This is a genomic window from Thioclava sp. DLFJ5-1, assembly GCF_002020115.1.
Classification (GTDB): Bacteria; Pseudomonadota; Alphaproteobacteria; order Rhodobacterales; family Rhodobacteraceae; genus Thioclava; species Thioclava sediminum.
Genome location: NZ_MPZU01000008.1, coordinates 33,407 through 51,766, shown reverse-complemented (window position 1 = coordinate 51,766; position 18,360 = coordinate 33,407). Strand labels below are relative to the sequence as shown.

Genomic DNA, 18,360 nt, shown 5'->3' with positions numbered 1-18,360 from the left:
GACCGGCTTAAACGCCAGTCACGACCACCGAGTCATTCGGTTTCAAGTCAACGGTTTTGATCTTGCGCAGGTGATCGGCGATCACGTCCCAGATCTGCGGCCCTTCGGTGCCTTCGTTGACCGAGGCCCAGCCCGTCACGACGTAGTTGCGTGCCGGGTCGATATCGGAGCCGTCCTTCAGGAGCGTCATGTTGGAAATCCGCTCGCCGATCGGCTTCGAAACGTCGATGTGGTAGCCCATGCCACCCACACGAACCATGTCCCCGCCCTGCTGGTAGTAGGGGTCGGTGTTGAAGATGTTGTCGGCCACGTCTTCGAGAATGGTCTTGATCAGCTCGCCCGTCATCTCGGTGCGATAGTTCTCGCCATAGGTCATCGAAGTGGCGTTGAGCACGTCTTCCATGGTGATTTTCTGCCCCGGGATCAGCGACGGCCCCCAGCGCACGCCCGGGCTCATCGCGATCTCGGCGTCCTGCTCGGACAGCATCGCCTCGCAGATCAGGTCGTCCCAGGTGCCGTTGAAGTTGCCGCGGCGATAGAGCAGCGAGTTGGTCTCGCCCACGACTTCCTCGAGCTCGGCCTTGTAGGGCTCACGATGGCCCATGATGACGTCGGTCATCTCTTTGTCGGGCTCGATCACGTCGGAGAAGATCGGGATCAGTTTGTGGCGGAAGCCCATCATCTTGCCGTCGCGCACGTCGAGATCGACGCGGGAGACGAATTTGCCGTTCGAACCCGAGGCGATCAGGATCGTCTCGCCCACGAGGACCGGCTCCGGAATGGCGTCATGGGTGTGACCGGTGAGGATCACGTCGATGCCCTTCACGCGGCTCGCCATCTTGTGGTCCACGTCGAAGCCGTTATGCGACAGGCAAACGACCAGATCGACGCCCTTCGCACGAACCTCGTCGACCACCGCCTGCATACGCTCTTCGCGGATGCCGAAGGAATAGTCGGGGAACATCCAGCCGGGGTTGGCGATCGGCATGTAGGGGAAGGCCTGACCGATGACCGCGATCTGCGTGCCGTTACGCTCGAAGATCTTGTAGGGCTCGTAGGCAGGCTCGTCCCATTCGGCGTCAAAGATGTTCGCGCCGAGGAAGGGGAAGGGAAGGCCGTCGACGATCTCGTTCACGCGGTCCTGACCATAGGTCCATTCCCAGTGCGAAGTCATCGCCTCAACGCCGAGCGTGTTCATGACGTCGACCATGTTCTGGCCCTTGGTCTTCAGCGCGACCATCGAGCCATGCCAGGTGTCGCCGCCATCGAGCAGCAGCGCCTCGGGACGCTCGGCCTTGATCGCTTTGACGATCGTCGCCACGCGGTCCATGCCGCCCATCTTGCCGTAGGACTTCGCGAGATCGGTGAAGTTCTCGTAGGTCAGCGCGTAGGCGTCAGGGGTGTTCGGCTCGATGTTGAACATCTTGAGGAAGTCCGCGCCGGTGACATGCGGCGGACGGCCCTTGGCCTCACCCACGCCGAGGTTGATTTCCGGCTCGCGGAAATAGATCGGCATCGCTTGCGCGTGGATGTCGGTGATGTGGATCAGCGTCACGTTGCCCAGCGGCTCGAACTGCAGGAGCTGGTCCTGAGTCAGCGACTGCTGCGCCATGGCGCGCGACCAGCGCGACAGGCCCGAAGCACCGAGGATAGTCGAGGCGGCCAAGCTCGCCTGAAGAAATTCCCGCCGGGAAATCATGCGATGTGTCTCCTTCTTCTCACCGGGCCCGTGCGCCCGGCGGTCGTTTCATTCGGGTAAATTGACAAACGAATTCAGACAGATATTAAAAATTGAATATGTTGAAACGAAACGCGCGGGACAGGGAGGCCCCTGCCCCGCGCATCAAGTCAAAGGTCAGGGACGGACGCCGCCGCCTTCGATGTCGAGACCCAAGCCGCGCGAGGCGACGTAGAGCTCAAGATTGCGGAACTCGTCCGAACCGGGGCTGTAGGTTTCCGCGCGCGTGTCGCGGATACAGCCTTTGAAGCGGTTGTGGATCGACACCACGCCCGCGTTCTTCAGACGGTAGACCGGGAAGCCCTGAATCTGGCCCTGGCTGAGGTGGTCAGCGCGGATGTAGTTGCCGTAGTTCTCTTCGTGGCACGACGCGCAGGACAGTTCGAGCTGGCCATAGCGGGTGTAGTACATCTCCTTGCCCTTCTCCCAGAAAGGCTGGGCGTCGCCGTCGATCTTGACGCTGACGGGCATGCCACGCGACTCGACCGCGATTGCGGTGGTCATGTTGTGCATCGGAGCGCTGTCCCAACCCCAGGCTTCGGCGCCCATGCGGTTGGTGCGGCAATCGTTGATGTAATCTTCCATCGACCACAGCTTGCCGGCTTCGTTCACCTTCGGCATCGAGGCGCGGACGCCTTTCATGCCTTCACTGATGTCGCCGTGGCAATCCGCGCAGGACTTGCCCTCGGAGCCGTCAGCGGTCGACCAGGTTTCCTGGCCTTGCTCGGCGAAGATCATGATCGGGTTGTCGAAGTCGTCCTGTTCCATCGCGCGGGTCTCGTCCGTGCGGAAGAGCCAGCCGGAATAGACCTCGTCGAGGTGCCCTTCGAGGTGATCGGCGGCGGGCGCCTTCACCGTGATCGGGGTGTCGCCGTTGATGACGAGTTCGTCGTCAGCCATTTCGGCGTGCAGCGCCGCGGTGCTGAGCGCGAAGGCTGCAGTGGCGGCTAGGATGGTGCGGCTGGTGCGCAACGTCATATTCTGTGTCCTCCCTGGGTGTGCCCCGCGCCCATCGATCTCCCCAAACAGGCGCGGTTCTCTGTTCTTGGTGAGGCGGCGCGCTCCCTCACGCGCCGCTAGCCATTCGGCCGATCAGCTCACTTCGATCTTCTGGCTGTCTTCGTAGGTCGAGCCGTCATCATCGTACCAGGTGAACTTGAACTCACCCGATTTCGGGACTTTCGCCTCGAATTCGATGTAGGGGTTCGTCGAGATCGCCGGCTCGAGGGTCACGTCGACGACGTTCTCACCGTTGAAGTCGCAGGTGAAGCGATTGATGATCTCGCGCGGGATGACGTTGCCGTCCTTGTCCTTGCGCTGCCCCGATTCCATCGGGTGCGAGATCAGGGTCTTGATGGTGATCGTGTCACCGGCCGAAGCTTTTTTCGGCACTTTTACGCGGGGTCTCACGCCTTTCATGGTCTTGTCTCCTCAGATACCGAAAAATTAGCCGCCGCAGCCGCCGATGGTGACCTTCACGGTCGATTTCGCCTGGACGTAGCTACCGTCGGCCATCTTGGCGACAGCGATGACGTCCTGGGTCTTCGAGAGGCGAATCCGGGTCGAAGCCATCTGCGAGCCGGCCAACGGACCGAACTTGAAGGTCACGACGTCGGGCGTCGGGTTGCCGGTAGCGAAGACCGCGATCTCGGTTGCGCCGGGCGCATCCACGGAGATCGGAACGGTGTTCCCGTTCTCGGCGATTTCCGGCGCGGTCAGGGTGACGCCGTCACCCATTGCGGCATCGGCGCCGCCGGTGAACTTGGCGATGGCGTCGGCACCGGCATCGGCCAGCGCGGGCAGCGGCAGCATGGAAGCGGCAACGCCGCCCATCGCCAGCGCCAGCGCGTCACGTCTGGTCATGGTCATGTTGTATCTTCTCCTCTCGGGTTTGTCGTTCAGAGGGTCACTCTTCCTTGAGGGTCATCAAGAAAGCGACCACATCCTCAACCTGTTGTGCATTCAAAATCGGCGGCAGATCGGCAGGCGCAGCCTTGCCGGTGTACCCGTCGCCGGGGCGAATGAAGGGGCCGGTCTTATACATCGCCGGCATTACCGTGCCTTCGAACGTGTGCTTGGCATCGACGACGATGCCGCGCAGCTGCGACTCGTCCCAGCGGTCGGCGGCGCCGTTCAGCTCCGGGCCGACATTGCCTTGGAACGACGCGTCGAGCGCCGAGACCTTATGGCAGGCCACGCAGTTGCCCAGCGACTTGGTCGCCGCGACTTCTGCGCCTTTAGCTGCATCGCCCGGCTGGCCGGTCAGCGACTCGGCCACCGCGCCCACATCGGTGAATTTGACATCCATCGGCGCGGTTTCTGCGATCGCGGCGCTGGCTGCGAAGGTGACGGCCATTGCGGCCCACGCAACGTGGCGTTTCATAGAAGTCCTCCCAAATTCTCTCCCTGACTCACTTTTAAGCGAGCGCGCTACAGTGGTGCAATGGATAAATTCAAAAAACCGCATATTTTCCAATATGTTCACTCGGATATATCGAAGCATACAGCCGTATACCCAAGATTTTTTTAGCAAAATCAGAAACATTCGCGGGTGCAGCACGAATGCTGCACTGGCAAGCAAGCGATCACGACTCTGTCAGAATCGCCAAGAGAGCGCTCACTTCGCCATAACTTTCTCGGCAACGTACTTCTGAAAGTTCTGTCCGCTCTCATAGCCGTGAGTCTTTACCCACTCGAACAGAGCCATCGTCGTGCCTTTCCCGAAAGCCCCCGGCATCTGCGCCACGGCCTGCTTGTTGGCGGGCTGGTCGGTAGCCTCTTCAGGGAAGAACATCATGGTCGGCGTGAACATCACGCCCCACTTCATCGCCATCTCTTTTTCGGGCAAAGCCTCGCCGTCGAAATCGGTCACTTCGACATCGCCGAAGAGGTTCATCTGCACGACGTAGTAGTTGTCGGTGATGTATTGCGCGATCTCGGGGTCGGAGAAGACCTCCTCATGCATCTTCTTGCAGTAGATGCAGCCGCGCTGCTCCCAGATGACCATGAAGCGCTTGCCCTCGTCATTGGCCGTCGCGAGGTCGTCCGACATGTCCTTGAACGTGTCGTGGAACCACGGCTCCTTGTGCAGCCCGTCATCGCCCAGCTCGGCCGCATGGACCGGCAAGGCCAGCATCGCGGCGGTGAAAGCGGCAGTCAGAAAATGACGCATGATCGTTCTCCCTTGTCACAGACTGTCAGCCGAGACTCCCACTCGGCATGACGTCGATCAGAAACTCCCCAATGTAGCGCAGCCCTCCGGTCACGATGAGAACCGCGAACAGGATCAGCATAACCCCCATCGCCTTCTCGACATAGCCAAGCTTCGCGCGGTGCTTCGCCATGAAGGCGAGGAAAGGCCGCGTGAAGAAGGCCGCGATGATGAAGGGCAAGGTCATCCCGATCCCGTAGGCAAAGAGCAGCAACCCGCCCTTCGAGATATCGCCCATGCCCGACGCCACCATCAGGATCGCCGCGAGCGCGGGGCCGACGCAGGGCGTCCAGCCGAAGCCGAACGCGAGCCCCATCACATAGGCACCGAGGAAGGTCGTGGGATCGGTCTTCGCCTCCATCCGCGCCTCGCGATAGAGGAACGGGATGCGGATCACGCCGAGGAAATGCAGACCGAAGACCAGCAGAATCGCTGCGGCCACCCAGCTCAGCGGCCCCATCCATTCGCGGAATGCAGCCCCCAGCGCGGTCGCCCCCATCCCCATCAGCACGAAGATCGTGGTCACGCCCAGCGCGAAGGCCACCGAAGAGGCCACCATGCGCGCCTGCGCGCCCGGCGCGATCTTGCCGTCGCCACGCAACTCCGACATCGACAGCCCGGCCATGTAGGACAGATAGAACGGCACCATCGGCAGAATGCACGGCGTCAGAAAAGACAGCAGGCCAGCAAAAAACGCCCCGCCATAGGTAATATCGATCGGCACTGTTTCCTCCCTCGTGACGCGCCCTAGCCTATATGGCCTCGGTCTCCCAACCGTCCTTGAAGGGGCCCGTCAAACACATTACGATCTTTATATGTAAAAAGGGGTCCGTCAATGTTCCGCATTGTGTGGCATACGATTTCCATGGCCGCGGCGCTGGCAGTCACGCTGGGCGCGACGGGCGATGTCGCGCGCGCCGATACAGCCTCGCAAGCCGCCGACACGACGGTCGCCGCCACATCCGAGGCCGAGACCAGCGAGGCGATAGCCGAAAGCGAATTCCGGCTCCTGATGGTCGAGCAGGTCGGCTGCATCTATTGCCGGATGTGGAACAACGACCTTGCGCCGATCTACCCGAAGACGCCCGAGGGCAAGACAGCCCCTCTGCAGCGAGTCGATCTGCACAAACCCTTCCCCGAGGACATCACCATCACCGGGGGCAAACCGCTTTTCACACCGACCTTCATCCTGCTGCAGGACGGGGTCGAAGTCGCCCGCATCGAAGGCTATGCGAGCGAAGATTTCTTCTGGGGCCTGCTCGATCAGGCCCTAAAAAAGAATGGCGCGACGTATCAGACCCCATCGAACTGAGGTTTGACCTGCGCGCTTTTGTCTCGCTTTTGGCGGGTTTTTGCGCTCTCGGGCTTTGTTCCAGCGAATCGACATGCTAAAGCCTGAGTCATTCGATCAATACGGTCGCACTCTGTGCGGCTTCCAAGGAAGGACGATGCGGTGCGGCATCTGGTGCCTGACGGTCATGCCGAAAAGCTTGCCTCTGCCACGGCCGAGTCGAGATGTTCCCGCATGGATGCAGAAGAGCTACTCGATCGCGCGCAAGACGCCTCCAACCTCATGAAGGCGCTCGCCCATGAGGGGCGGCTGATGATTCTGTGCCATCTGAGTTCGGGCGAGAAATCGGTGACCGAGCTGGAAAACCTGCTGGAATCGCGCCAAGCCGCGGTGAGCCAGCAATTGGCACGGCTGCGTCTCGAGGGGCTCGTCAGCGCACGCCGCGAAGGCAAGGCGATCTACTACACGCTCTCGGATCCGCGTGCGCGTCGCCTCGTCGAGACGATTTACGACATGTTCTGCGCCACCGACTGACGCCGGTGAGCCATGAGACCGGACACTGGGTGATCCGGGAGGGAGAAGGGCAATGGAACAGATTCCGATGGGTGCCTTGGCAGCCATGGTCGGGGCGATCGGCGGCATCATTCTCGGCCTCGCCGCACGCCTTGGCGATTTCTGCACCCTCGGCGCGCTGGAAAGCGCGGCCTATGGCGACGACCAGAGGCGCCTGCGTCTCTGGGGGATCGTGCTGGGCGTGGCGATCACCGGCGCCTTCGTGGCAGAGGCCCTGGGCTATGCCGACATCACCCGCAGCTTCTATCACACGATCAAATGGTCGCCGCTCGCCTCTATCGTCGGCGGGCTCGTCTTCGGCTATGGCATGGCACTCGCCGGCAATTGCGGCTTCGGAGCGCTGGTGCGCTTCGGCGGCGGCGATCTGCGCGCGATGGTCGTGGTCGTGGTGATGGGCATCTTCGCCTTCGTGACGCTGTCCGGGCCCCTCGCCCATCTGCGCCTTCTGATCTTCGACCAGCAGGCCGCCGACACCCCGCAAGGCATCGCGCATTGGCTCTCGGCGCGGACCGGGCTTCCGCCCCTGGTCTTCGCCCTGCCCGTCGCCGCCGGCTTCCTTGCCTGGGCGCTGAGCTATCAGCCGCTGCGCGCCGACAAACGCCGCCTCGCCTGGGGCGTGGCCGCGGGTCTCGCAGTGGTCTGGTGTTACGTCGGCACCTCCTATCTCTTCAACCAGAGCATGGGCGCGACCGGCGTCGAGGCGCCGTCCTTCACCGCCCCGCTCGGGCGCACGATCCTCTATTTCATGACCTCCACGGCGGGCGGGCTCACCTTCTCCGTGGGGCTCGTCGCGGGCGTGCTGGGCGGAGCCTTCCTCGGTTCGGCCATTCGCGGCCTCTTCAAATGGGAAGCCTGCGAAGACCCGCGCGAACTGGGCCGTCAGGTCAGCGGCGCGGCCCTGATGGGGATCGGCGGCACGATCGCGGTCGGCTGTTCGATCGGCCAAGGGGTGAGCGCGATGGCTGTGCTCTCCTTCTCCGCACCGGTCACGCTGGCCTCTATCGTGATCGGCGGGCTGATCGGCCTGCGCCAACTGATCCACGGCTTCCAACCCGAGTAAGTCCCGGCCGCGCAAATCGGCCCATTTTCGGCTTGGCTGAAATATCCCGGGGGTGAGGCGCGGACGCGCCGAGGGGGCAGCGCCCCCTCTCCCCCGAACTCTTCCCGCACAACGCTTGCGAATCTGATCCGGGTTTCCTATATCGCCCCTCGAGAGGTTGGCGCGGGCGAGCGCCTCGCCAACCCGGTCAGGTCCGGAAGGAAGCAGCCGCAACGAGCCCCGCTTGGGTCGCTGTCCAGCCTCTCACCCTACCCCCCTACAAGCGCCCTTTGCTTTGCCGCCGCGTCACCATGCCCGATTGTGCGATGACGTCGCCAAGCTAAACTTCCCGCCAAAGGGGAGGTTTCACCATGTTTCGTTTCGCTCTGGCCGCTCTGGCCATTCTACCTGTGCCGCTCTTCGCGGGCACGCTCAAAACCGTCGAAGTCGCACCGAACACCTATGCAATCGAGGGCCCCTTCGGACAGCGCGATGCCGAGAACCTCGGCAACAACGCGACCTTCGGGCTGATCGTCACCGATGAGGGCGCGGTGCTGGTGGATGCGGGCGGCACCTACAAGGGGGCGGCGGCGCTCGACGAAGTGATCGGCACGCTGACCGATCAGCCGGTGAAATACGTGATCGACACCGGCGGGCAGGATCACCGCTGGCTCGGCAATGGCTACTGGAAAGAGCATGGCGCAGAGATCATCACCTCCGAGGATGCGCTCGCCGACCAGAAGGCCCGCGCGTCGCTGGAGCTGACGATGCTGGATGCGCTGGTGGGCAACGAGGCGCTCGCAGGCACGGACCCCGTCTATGCCGATACGACCTTCGACGAAAGCTACACGCTCACCCTCGGCGGGCGCGAGATCGAGATCACCCATCCCGGCCCCGCCCACACGCCCGGCGACAGCTTCGTCTGGTTGCCTGCAGAGAAGGTGATGTTCACCGGCGATATCGTCTTCGTGGGCCGCATCCTCGGCGTGCTCGACATGTCCTCCTCGATCGGCTGGGTCGAGGCCTTCGAGGCGATGGCCGCCTATGAGCCCGCCCATGTCGTTCCGGGCCACGGCCCCGCCACCGATCTCGCGACCGCGACGAAGGACACCTATGATTACCTGACCAATCTGCGCAGCCAGATGGCGGATTATATCGACGAGGGCGGCGACATCATCGGTTCGGTCAATGTCGACCAGTCGCAGTTCGAATATCTCGAGGATTTCGACACGCTCGCCAAACGCAACGCGCAGGCGGTGTTCAGCCAGATGGAATGGGAATGAGCCGGGTGGACGCCGACGCCCCGGGGGCCTAGTCTGACGGCTGCCTATGACACCGGAGCTTCGATGACCGACACCCAATATCAGGTTCTCGCCCGCAAGTACCGTCCCGAGACCTTCGCCGACCTGATCGGACAGGCGCCGATGGTGCGCACCCTCAAGAACGCCTTCGCGGCCGACCGGATCGCGCAGGCTTTCATCATGACGGGGATTCGCGGTACCGGGAAAACCACCACGGCGCGGATCATCGCCAAGGGCCTCAACTGTATCGGCCCCGACGGCAATGGCACCCCCACGACCGACCCCTGCGGCGTGTGCGAACATTGTCGCGCGATCATGGAAGGCCGCCATGTCGACGTAATGGAGATGGACGCCGCCTCGCGCACCGGTGTGGGCGACATCCGCGAGATCATCGAGAGCGTGCATTACCGGGCGGCCTCGGCGCGCTACAAGGTCTACATCATCGATGAGGTTCACATGCTGTCCACGAGCGCGTTCAACGCGCTCCTGAAGACGCTCGAGGAACCGCCCGCCCATGTGAAGTTCATCTTCGCCACCACCGAGATCCGCAAGGTGCCCGTCACCGTGCTCTCGCGTTGCCAGCGCTTCGACCTGCGCCGGATCGAGCCCGAGGAAATGATCGCGCTGCTGCGCCGGATCGCCGATGCGGAAGGCGCAGAGATCGCCGATGACGCGCTCGCGCTGATCACCCGCGCCGCCGAAGGGTCCGCCCGGGATGCGACCTCGCTGCTCGATCAGGCGATCGCGCATGGCGCAGGCGAGACCACCGCGGAACAGGTCCGCGCGATGCTGGGTCTGGCCGACCGCGCCCGCGTGCTCGATCTCTTCGACATGATCCTGCACGGTCAGGCCGCCGAGGCTTTGACCGAACTTGCCGCGCAATATGCCGATGGCGCCGATCCGATGGCGATCATGCGCGATCTGGCCGAGATCACCCATTGGGTCTCCGTCATCAAGGTCACGCCCGAAGCCGCCGAAGACCCGACCGTGCCGCCCGAGGAGCGCAATCGCGGTCAGGAAATGGCGGCTGCCCTGCCGATGCGGGTGCTCTCGCGGCTCTGGCAGATGCTGCTCAAAGCGCTCGAAGAAGTCGCGAGCGCGCCCAATGCGATGATGGCGACCGAGATGGCCGTGATCCGCATGACCCATGTGGCCGACCTGCCCGACCCGGAAACGCTGATCAAGAAAATCCAGCAGGGCAACACCCAGACTCAGGCCGCAGGCCGGGGTCCCGCGCCCTCGACCGGACCCGTCCACGGCGCGACGCTGCGCGCCCGGCGCGCAGGTGGCGGCGCCGTGGCTGCTGCGGCCCCTGCCCCGCAGCACGATCCGATGGCCGACGCACTCGCCCGTTTCGCGAGCTTCGACGACGTGGTCGACCTGATCGCCCGGATGCGCGACATGACCCTGCTGCTGGAGGTCGAGAGCAATCTGCGTCTCGTGAATTACCGCCCCGGCCGGATCGAGTTCGAACCGACCCCGCAGGCCTCGCGCGATCTCGCGGCGACGCTTTCGGCACGACTGCAAGGCTGGACCGGCGCACGCTGGGGCGTCTCGGTCGTCTCCGAAGGCGGCGCGCCCACGATTGCCGAGGTGAAGGCCGAGGAAATGGCGAAGGCCGAAGCCGAGGCGATGAAGAACCCGCTGGTGGCGGAGATTTTCGCCCGCTTCCCCGGCGCGAAGATCGAAATCCTGCCCGAGGAAGATACCGCCGCGATCGAGGCCGAGGCTCTGGCCGAGGTCGAAGACGAATGGGACCCCTTCGAGGAAGGCTGAGCCACACCAAGGGCGGCCCCGCGCAATCGCACGCGCCGCCCTGTCGCGCCGTTTTCCCGCCTTGTCCCTTGTCCCTTCGCGCAGCGATGCGTATCTCTCACTCAAGCCAAACGTGACGGAGAAAGCGATGTTCAAGGGATTGGGCGCCATGGGCGACATGGCCAAGATGATGAAGGCCGCCAAGGAAATGCAGGAGAAGATGGGCGAGCTCCAGGAAGAGCTCAAATCCATCGTCGTCACCGGCGAGGCCGGGGCCGGTCTCGTGCAGGCCCGCGCCACCGCGAAGGGCGAATTGACCGGGCTCTCCATCGATCCCTCGATCCTGCAGGCCTCCGAGAAGGAAGTCGTCGAAGACCTGATCCTCGCCGCGATCAAGGACACGCAGGAAAAGGCCAAGTTCCGCGAACAGGAAGAGCAGAAACGCCTTCTGCGCGAGCTGGGCCTGCCCGAGAACATGGACCTGCCGGTCTGATCCGATGAGCGGCGCGCGCGACGAGATAGAGGCGCTGATCGCCCTGATGGCGCGACTGCCGGGGCTTGGTCCCCGCTCCGCCCGGCGCGCGGTGCTGCATCTGATCTCGAAACGCGCGCAGCTGATGGGCCCCTTGGCCGAGGCGATGGCGCAAGTGGCCCGCACCGCGCGCGAATGTGAGCGCTGCGGCAATATCTCCACCGCGCCGGTATGCGACATCTGCGAAGACCCCAAACGCGCCACCGGCGAGATCTGCGTGATCGAGGATGTGGCCGACCTCTGGGCGATGGAGCGCGGTCACGCCTTCAAGGGCCGCTACCACGTCCTTGGCGGTACGCTGTCTGCGCTCGATGCAATCGGCCCGGAGGACCTCCGCATCCCCGACCTGCTCGAACGCGCCACCGAGGAAGGCATCACCGAGGTGATCCTCGCCCTCAACGCCACCGTCGAAGGCCAGACCACCGCGCATTACATCGCCGAGGCGCTCGAAGGGCGCGGCATCGCAGTGACCAGCCTCGCCCAAGGCGTGCCGATCGGCGGCGAGCTGGATTATCTCGACGACGGCACGATCCAGGCGGCGCTGCGCGCCCGCAAAAGCTTCTGATGGGCACCCGGCCCGAGACGGAGGCGCTGCTGCGCGACTGTCTCGGCGACCGGATCGCGACCCGGCCGATGTTCGGCGAATACGCGGTCTATATGGGCGGCAAGACGGTGGCGCTTCTGTGCGACGACACGCTGTTCGTGCGCCAATTGCCCGAGGCCACGCGCTACCTTGAAGACAGCGGCCACGCGCCCGTCGCAGGCAAACCCTATCCGCGCGCCAAGTATCACTGGCAGATCGACCCGGACCTCTGGGAAGACACGGAGTGGCTCTTAGGCCTTCTGAGCGTGATCGAGGCCGCCCTGCCCGCCCCCAAACCAAAACGCAAACCCAAGCCGAAAGCCTAGTCCCCGCACCCTTTCGGCTTGGCAAAAATATCCCCGCCGGAGGCATCCGACCCGTGCCCCCCGCGCCACCTTCCGGCAAGGGAACGCCATCGGCGGGATGGTCGCCATTGAACCCGCCCGCGCCCGCCGTTATCAGTTCTCCAAATCCCCAACGAGAATTGCGAGCGTCGCCCCGATGATCCGCCTCTACCATGTCGCCCTCTCCCCGTTCTGCCGCAAGGTCCGCCTCACGCTGGCCGAGAAGAAACTCGAGGTCGAACTCGTCGAGGAACGCTACTGGGAACAGCAGCCCGATTTCCTGCGCCGCAACCCGGCGGGCAAGGTCCCGGTTCTCAAGATGGACGGCATGATGATGGCCGAGAGCCAGGCGATCTGCGAATATATCGACGAGACCCATACCGACGCGCCGCTGATGCCGCGCGATCCGGCCGCGCGCTACGAGGTGCGCCGCCTGTGTGCGTGGTTCGACGATAAGTTCAACGCCGAGGTCACCGCGCGGATCATGGGCGAGCGGGTCTGGAAGAAGGTCCGCAAGGAAGGTTATCCGGACAGCAAGACGGTGAAGGCGGGCCTTACGGCGATCAAGTATCACCTCGATTACATGGGCTGGCTGCTGGAGCAGCGCCGCTGGCTTGCGGGCGACGTGATGACGCTTGCGGATTTCTCGGCGGCCGCGCATCTGAGCTGCCTTGATTACATCTCCGACGTCGACTGGAACCGGCAGGAAGCCGTGAAGGACTGGTATGCGAAGATCAAGTCGCGCCCTGCCTTCCGCTCGCTTCTGGCCGATCAGCTGCCCGGCATGCCGCCCGCGTCGCAATATGCGGAGCTGGATTTCTAAGCGCCGCGCGCGTCCTACCCAACATCGCCATACTTTCACTGCGCCGTCCGACCATCTCGGGCGGCGCAGTCATTTTGCGCGGCACGGTGCTGGCTCACGCAAAGGTGCGCGCCTCACGAAATTCAAACAATTGATTTAATCACTCGCTTCGCTACCTCAGGGACAGGCCCAAGCCGATCCAGAGCTTGGCCCGGACTGCAAAGCGAGGACTGCCATGCCCCACCCTGTGCTGATCGTGGGGGCCGGCCCGACCGGTCTCACCGCCGCTTACGAACTGGCCCGCCAGGGCGTGCCCGTCCGTCTGATCGAGAAATCCGCAAGCCCCGCCACCACCTCGCGCGCGATCGCGGTTCAGGCCCGCACGCTGGAGATGCTGGCGCAGCGCGGTCTGGCGGACACCCTTGTGGCGCGCGGCGTGCAGACCCGGATCGCACAGTTCTATGGTGAGGGCGCCCCGCTCTTCCGGCTCGACTTCGCCCATCTCGAGAGCCGCTTCCCCTATATCCTCTTCGTCTCACAGGTCGAAACCGAGACCGTGCTGCGCGAGGCCTGCGCGGCCCTTGGCGTCGAGACGGAGTGGAACACCGAACTCGTCGCGATCGCCCGCGAGGGCCATGATGCGCAGGCGGGCCCCATAGCGGTGCTGCGCGGCCCCGGCGGCACGCTCGAAGAGCTGCGCCCCGATTGGGTGATCGCCAGCGGCGGGGCGCATAGCCTGATCCGCCGCACGCTCAATCTGCCCTTCGAGGGAAAATCCGTGGGTCAGGGTTTCGTACTCGGCGACCAGATGGTCAGCGGCGCGATGGCCCCCGAGGAACTGCATATCTTTTCCTCCGGCGAGGGCTTTCTGGGCATGTTCCCCTTAGGTGGCAGACGTTTCCGTCTGATCGCCTCGGATGTTGCGGACAGCGAACAGCCCGACCTTGAAACGCTGCAGCAGGTCTTCGACGCCCGCGCCCATCTGCCTGCGACGCTGCATGACCTGACGTGGTCTTCGCGCTTCGCGATCAACAGCCGGATGGTCGGGACGCTGCGCGTGGGGCGCTTCCTGCTGGGCGGCGATGCCGCGCATATCCACTCGCCCGCAGGTGGTCAGGGAATGAACACCGGCATGCAGGACATGATGAACCTCGGCTGGAAACTCGCGCGGGTGATCGAGGGCACGGCACCCGAAAACCTGCTCGACAGCTACGAGGCCGAGCGCCTGCCGGTGATACGCGACCTGTTGCACGGGACCGAGGCGCTGACCGCCAATATGGCTTCGACCTCGCCGGTGCGCCGGATGCTGATCGACCATATCAGCCCCTATCTCGGCAGCCGCGACCTCGTGCAGGAGAAAGTCGCGGCCCGGATGGGCCAGATCGCGATCGGCTATGAGGGCGGACCGCTCGCCGACGGCCCGCATGCGCGCGGCACCATCGCACCGGGTGCGCGGCTTCCCGACCCGCTCTTGGAGGTGGCGCGCGATGGGGCATGGCATCCGGCCCACGCGCAGGATCTGGTCGATCCGTCGGGCTTCGTCCTGCTGTGCGCGGGGGATGGCCCCGCCCCGGAAAGCCCATTTGCCAAGAGCCTGAAACTGCGTCCTGCCCCCGATCACGCGGAGGCGTTTGCGCAGGTCTTCGGTCGCGAGGGCACGGCGGTGTTGGTGCGGCCCGACGGCTACGTGGCACTGAGCGCGCCGCTTGCCGACGCAGCCCGCGCGGTGGCGGCTTACGCGGAAGCTCATTTCGCCAGCTGACGCGCGCAGCCCCGCCCCTTGTCTTGCCCGCCCGGCTCCGAAAGGATACGGCGACGGTGCGATGCGGGCCGCATCCGTCACGCGCCGAGGGGGCTCTGCCCCCGCCGGCCTGCGGCGCGGCCCCCCGGGATATTTGGACCAAGGCGAAGCCATGAGTGCGGAGTTGAAAGCGCGGTTGATCGAGACGGCCCTTGCCGAGGGTTTCTCGAAGGCGCGCATCACCACGCCCGACGCGATCCCGCAGGCCGCCGAGCGGCTGGCCGCCTTCGTGGGCGCGGGCATGCATGGCCAGATGGGCTGGATGGAAGAGCGCATGGGCTGGCGCGGAGATCCCACGGCGCTGTGGTCCGAGGCGCGCTCGGTGGTGATGCTGGCCGAGACCTACACGCCCGATTACGACCCTTTGGATCTGCTGAAAGCGCGCGATCACGGGGTAATCTCGGCCTATGCGCAGGGCAAGGATTACCATGATCTGGTGAAGAAGCGGCTCAAGCGCGTCGGGCGCTGGTTGCTCGATCAGGCGCCCGATGACGCGGAGATCAAGGTCTTCGTCGACACCGCCCCGGTGATGGAAAAGCCCTTGGGCGAGGCCTCGGGTCTGGGCTGGCAGGGTAAGCACACGAACCTTCTGGCGCGCGATCTGGGCAGCTGGTTCTTCCTCGGCGCGATCTTCAGCACGGTGGAGCTACCACCCGACGCGCCGGAGGTCAGCCATTGCGGCTCGTGCACGGCCTGCCTCGACATCTGCCCGACCGAGGCCTTTCCGGCGCCCTACCAACTCGATGCGCGGCGCTGCATTTCTTATCTGACGATCGAGCACAAGGGGCCGATCGACGAAGAGCTGCGCGCCAAGATGGGCAACCGCATCTATGGCTGCGACGATTGTCTGGCCGTCTGCCCGTGGAACAAGTTCGCCGCAGAGGCGCGGGAGGCGCGCTATCACGGCGGCGTCGGCGCGCCGCCTCTGGCGGAATTGGCCGCACTCGACGATGCCGGGTTCCGGGCGCGGTTCTCGGGCTCGCCAATCAAGCGGATCGGGCGCAACCGCTTCCTGCGCAACGTCCTTTATGCGATCGGAAATTCCGAGGATCCGAAACTGGCCGAGGCCGCGCGCCCGCATCTGGACGATCCCGATCCAGTGGTGGCCGAGGCTGCGCGATGGGCGCTCGACCAGCTCGGGCAGGTATCGCGATGAAAGCGATTGCCGCGCCCCGCGCATGGCCTATCTGATCGCGGCCATGCAACCAGTTACCACCCAGACCCCTCGCCCACTCCTTGGGATCGCGCTGAAGCTCGGCACGGTCACGGGCTTCGTCATCATGCAGGCGCTGATCAAATCGGTCTCCGACCGGGTGCCGCCGGGCGAAGCGGTGTTCTTCCGGTCTTTCTTCGGCATCGTGCCGATTATCCTGTGGCTGCTGTGGCGCGGTGAGTTGCAGGGCGGGTTGCGGGTGGAGAAACCAATCAACCACGTTATGCGCGGCGTCGTGGGAACCACCGCGATGGCGCTGAGTTTCGCCGCCCTCGCCTTCCTGCCGCTGCCCGAGGCGACCGCTCTGGGCTATGCGGCGCCCCTTCTGACGGTCGTCTTCGCGGCACTTTTGCTGGGCGAGACGGTTCGGATCTTCCGCTTCTCGGCGGTCGGGCTGGGCATGGTGGGCGTTCTGATCGTGCTCTGGCCCCGTCTGGGCGGCAGCGGGCCGGAAGGCGGGGCGGAGGCGCTTGGCGCGGGGCTGGCGCTGGCGGGCGCAACCTGCGCGGCGCTGGCGCAGATCCAGATCCGCCGCATGGTCGGGACGGAGCGCACATCGGCGATCGTCTTCTGGTTCTCCTGCACCGCCTCGGTGCTCTCGCTGGCCTCCCTGCCCTTCGGCTGGGTCGTGCCGACCGCGTGGGAGGCGACGCTCCTGATCCTCGCAGGGCTGATCGGCGGCACCGGGCAGATCATGCTCACCTCGGCCTATCGCTTCGCCGACGCCTCGCTGGTGGCCCCTTTCGATTACGCCTCGATGCTGCTGGCATTGGTGATCGGCTATACCATTTTCGCGGAAGTGCCGACCCATGCAACCCTCGCCGGGGCCGCGCTCATCATCGCGGCCGGTATCGCGATCATCCTGCGCGAGCATTGGCTGGGGCTGGAGCGCAAGCGCGCGCGCAAAGCCGCTACGCCCCAGGGCTGAGCGCCGATCCGCCTGCGACAATAAACCTGCCTGCCCCTGCGTCACAACTCGGTCGAATCGTGCTATGGTGTGACTATCAGAGGCGATGACGAGAGGAGGAAGATATGTCCCGTCACATCATCGACCGCGCCGAACTCAAGGCAGAAGGGCCGCGCGTGAAGCGGTTTCTCGAATTGCAACGGCGCGAAGGCATCCACCCGGTGATCAAGGAGCTCAGCAAACGCGGGCGGCCCGAGCACGGCGCGCGGATGAAACAGTTCCTGCGGATCGAGCGGGCCGAAGCCACCTGACCACCTGACTTAGGCTTGAGAGCTATACAAACGCGAAAGGGCGTGCCGGGGGGCACGCCCTTCTGTTTTCTCGACCGAAGCGCGGATCAGGCGCGCACGAGTTTCTCGTAGGTCTCGGCGATATCGCGGGTTAGCGCGCCGACCTCGAAGTTGAAGTCGCGGATCTGGCTGACGGGCGTCACTTCGGCTGCGGTACCGGTGAGCCAGCACTGCTCGAACTCAGCCAGTTCGGTCGGCTCGATCAGGCGCTCGTGGACGGTGATGCCCTTTTCCTTCAGCAGGCCGATCACGGTCTGACGGGTGATCCCGTTGAGGAACACGTCGGCCTTGGGCGTGTGAACCTCACCGTCTTTAACGAAGAAGATGTTCGCACCGGTCGCCTCGGCCACGTAGCCGCGCCAGTCCATGAACAGCGCGTCCGAATAGCCGCGATCTTCGGCGGCGTGCTTGGACATGGTGCAGATCATGTAGAGACCGGCGGCCTTCGCCTCAGCCGGGATCGTGCGCGGATCGGGACGACGCCATTTCGCGATGTCGAGCTTGGCGCCCTGCATCTTCGCATCGCCGTAGTAATTGCCCCATTCCCAGCCAGCGACGGCCAGACGCACGGGGTTCTTGCGCGCCGAGACACCCATATCCTCGCCCGCGCCACGCCAGGCCACCGCGCGCACATAGGCGTCGGTCCAGCCATTGGCCTTGAGCATGTCGTATTTGGCCTTTTCGATCTCTTCGACCGAATAGGGGATTTCCATGTCGAGCAGTTGCGCCGATCTGCGCAGGCGGGCGGAATGCTCTTCGCCTTTGAAAATCTTGCCGTTGTAACAACGCTCGCCTTCGAAGACGGAGGACGCGTAATGCAGCGCGTGAGTCAGGATGTGGACATTGGCGTCGCGCCACTCCACAAGCTGTCCATCCATCCAGATCTTGCCGTCACGATCGTCATACGAGCCCGACATCTT

21 protein-coding genes and 1 other RNA gene are annotated in these 18,360 nt (G+C 64.3%); 14 read left to right on the top strand and 8 right to left on the bottom strand.

From position 1 onward, the window contains the following. Positions 1-7: 7 nt before the first annotated feature. The 7 genes from soxB to BMI86_RS19470 form a co-directional block, all read right to left on the bottom strand. Positions 8-1,699, bottom strand: a complete 1,692-nt coding sequence (gene soxB / locus BMI86_RS19500; protein WP_078542822.1) for a thiosulfohydrolase SoxB — start codon at positions 1,697-1,699, stop codon at positions 8-10. 156 nt (positions 1,700-1,855) lie between these two features. Then, the gene (soxA, locus tag BMI86_RS19495; RefSeq protein WP_078542821.1) at positions 1,856-2,716 is read right to left on the bottom strand and encodes a sulfur oxidation c-type cytochrome SoxA; all 861 of its coding nucleotides are present in this window, start codon (positions 2,714-2,716) and stop codon (positions 1,856-1,858) included. Positions 2,717-2,830: 114 nt separating this feature from the next. Beyond that, positions 2,831-3,157 carry a thiosulfate oxidation carrier complex protein SoxZ gene (gene soxZ / locus BMI86_RS19490; protein WP_078542820.1) on the bottom strand — a complete coding sequence of 109 codons (327 nt, stop codon included), beginning with the start codon at positions 3,155-3,157 and terminating at the stop codon, positions 2,831-2,833. 27 nt (positions 3,158-3,184) lie between these two features. After that, the gene (gene soxY, locus BMI86_RS19485; RefSeq protein WP_078542819.1) at positions 3,185-3,607 is read right to left on the bottom strand and encodes a thiosulfate oxidation carrier protein SoxY; all 423 of its coding nucleotides are present in this window, start codon (positions 3,605-3,607) and stop codon (positions 3,185-3,187) included. A gap of 37 nt (positions 3,608-3,644) precedes the next feature. Beyond that, positions 3,645-4,121 carry a sulfur oxidation c-type cytochrome SoxX gene (gene soxX, locus BMI86_RS19480; protein ID WP_078520153.1) on the bottom strand — a complete coding sequence of 159 codons (477 nt, stop codon included), beginning with the start codon at positions 4,119-4,121 and terminating at the stop codon, positions 3,645-3,647. 234 nt (positions 4,122-4,355) lie between these two features. Next, positions 4,356-4,910: a thioredoxin family protein gene (locus BMI86_RS19475; RefSeq protein ID WP_078542818.1), complete on the bottom strand. Its 555-nt coding sequence runs from the start codon at positions 4,908-4,910 to the stop codon at positions 4,356-4,358. Positions 4,911-4,935: 25 nt separating this feature from the next. After that, on the bottom strand, positions 4,936-5,673 hold the full coding sequence (locus BMI86_RS19470) for a cytochrome c biogenesis protein CcdA (RefSeq protein ID WP_232621622.1): 738 nt from the start codon (positions 5,671-5,673) through the stop codon (positions 4,936-4,938). 111 nt (positions 5,674-5,784) lie between these two features. Here BMI86_RS19470 and BMI86_RS21595 point away from each other — a divergent pair, with 111 nt between their 5' ends. The 14 genes from BMI86_RS21595 to BMI86_RS19400 all read left to right on the top strand — a co-directional run bounded on the left by BMI86_RS21595 (position 5,785) and on the right by BMI86_RS19400 (position 17,401). Continuing rightward, positions 5,785-6,261, top strand: coding sequence for a hypothetical protein (locus tag BMI86_RS21595; RefSeq protein ID WP_348638958.1), 477 nt, complete (start codon positions 5,785-5,787; stop codon positions 6,259-6,261). Between the two features lie 213 nt (positions 6,262-6,474). Continuing rightward, complete coding sequence (locus BMI86_RS19460; protein WP_078520155.1) at positions 6,475-6,774, top strand: metalloregulator ArsR/SmtB family transcription factor; 300 nt, start codon at positions 6,475-6,477, stop codon at positions 6,772-6,774. A gap of 52 nt (positions 6,775-6,826) precedes the next feature. After that, positions 6,827-7,873 carry a YeeE/YedE family protein gene (locus BMI86_RS19455; protein WP_078520156.1) on the top strand — a complete coding sequence of 349 codons (1,047 nt, stop codon included), beginning with the start codon at positions 6,827-6,829 and terminating at the stop codon, positions 7,871-7,873. 151 nt (positions 7,874-8,024) lie between these two features. Beyond that, positions 8,025-8,121: signal recognition particle sRNA small type (gene ffs / locus BMI86_RS19450), an RNA gene on the top strand. A 102-nt stretch (positions 8,122-8,223) separates the two neighbouring features. Further along, a complete protein-coding gene (locus BMI86_RS19445) occupies positions 8,224-9,135 on the top strand; it encodes an MBL fold metallo-hydrolase (protein WP_078542817.1) in 912 nt (303 codons plus the stop codon). A 33-nt stretch (positions 9,136-9,168) separates the two neighbouring features. After that, positions 9,169-10,929: a DNA polymerase III subunit gamma/tau gene (locus tag BMI86_RS19440; RefSeq protein WP_303741011.1), complete on the top strand. Its 1,761-nt coding sequence runs from the start codon at positions 9,169-9,171 to the stop codon at positions 10,927-10,929. 127 nt (positions 10,930-11,056) lie between these two features. Beyond that, positions 11,057-11,401, top strand: coding sequence for a YbaB/EbfC family nucleoid-associated protein (locus BMI86_RS19435; RefSeq protein WP_078520159.1), 345 nt, complete (start codon positions 11,057-11,059; stop codon positions 11,399-11,401). 4 nt (positions 11,402-11,405) lie between these two features. Then, the gene (gene recR / locus BMI86_RS19430) at positions 11,406-12,005 is read left to right on the top strand and encodes a recombination mediator RecR (protein WP_078542815.1); all 600 of its coding nucleotides are present in this window, start codon (positions 11,406-11,408) and stop codon (positions 12,003-12,005) included. After that, on the top strand, positions 12,005-12,349 hold the full coding sequence (locus BMI86_RS19425) for a TfoX/Sxy family protein (RefSeq protein WP_078542814.1): 345 nt from the start codon (positions 12,005-12,007) through the stop codon (positions 12,347-12,349). Before recR ends, BMI86_RS19425 begins: the two co-directional genes overlap by 1 nt. A 175-nt stretch (positions 12,350-12,524) precedes the next feature. Then, positions 12,525-13,190: a glutathione S-transferase family protein gene (locus tag BMI86_RS19420; protein WP_078542813.1), complete on the top strand. Its 666-nt coding sequence runs from the start codon at positions 12,525-12,527 to the stop codon at positions 13,188-13,190. Between the two features lie 214 nt (positions 13,191-13,404). Then, entirely contained in the window at positions 13,405-14,931 is a 1,527-nt protein-coding gene (locus BMI86_RS19415; protein WP_078542812.1) for an FAD-dependent oxidoreductase, read from the top strand. Positions 14,932-15,082: 151 nt separating this feature from the next. After that, the gene (gene queG / locus BMI86_RS19410) at positions 15,083-16,126 is read left to right on the top strand and encodes a tRNA epoxyqueuosine(34) reductase QueG (protein WP_078542811.1); all 1,044 of its coding nucleotides are present in this window, start codon (positions 15,083-15,085) and stop codon (positions 16,124-16,126) included. Positions 16,127-16,148: 22 nt separating this feature from the next. Continuing rightward, entirely contained in the window at positions 16,149-17,111 is a 963-nt protein-coding gene (locus tag BMI86_RS19405) for a DMT family transporter (RefSeq protein WP_143594880.1), read from the top strand. 104 nt (positions 17,112-17,215) lie between these two features. Continuing rightward, complete coding sequence (locus tag BMI86_RS19400) at positions 17,216-17,401, top strand: hypothetical protein (RefSeq protein ID WP_078542810.1); 186 nt, start codon at positions 17,216-17,218, stop codon at positions 17,399-17,401. 86 nt (positions 17,402-17,487) lie between these two features. Here the strand turns inward: BMI86_RS19400 and BMI86_RS19395 are convergent, their stop codons facing one another. Continuing rightward, positions 17,488-18,357: a branched-chain amino acid aminotransferase gene (locus tag BMI86_RS19395; protein ID WP_078542809.1), complete on the bottom strand. Its 870-nt coding sequence runs from the start codon at positions 18,355-18,357 to the stop codon at positions 17,488-17,490. Positions 18,358-18,360: the final 3 nt, after the last annotated feature.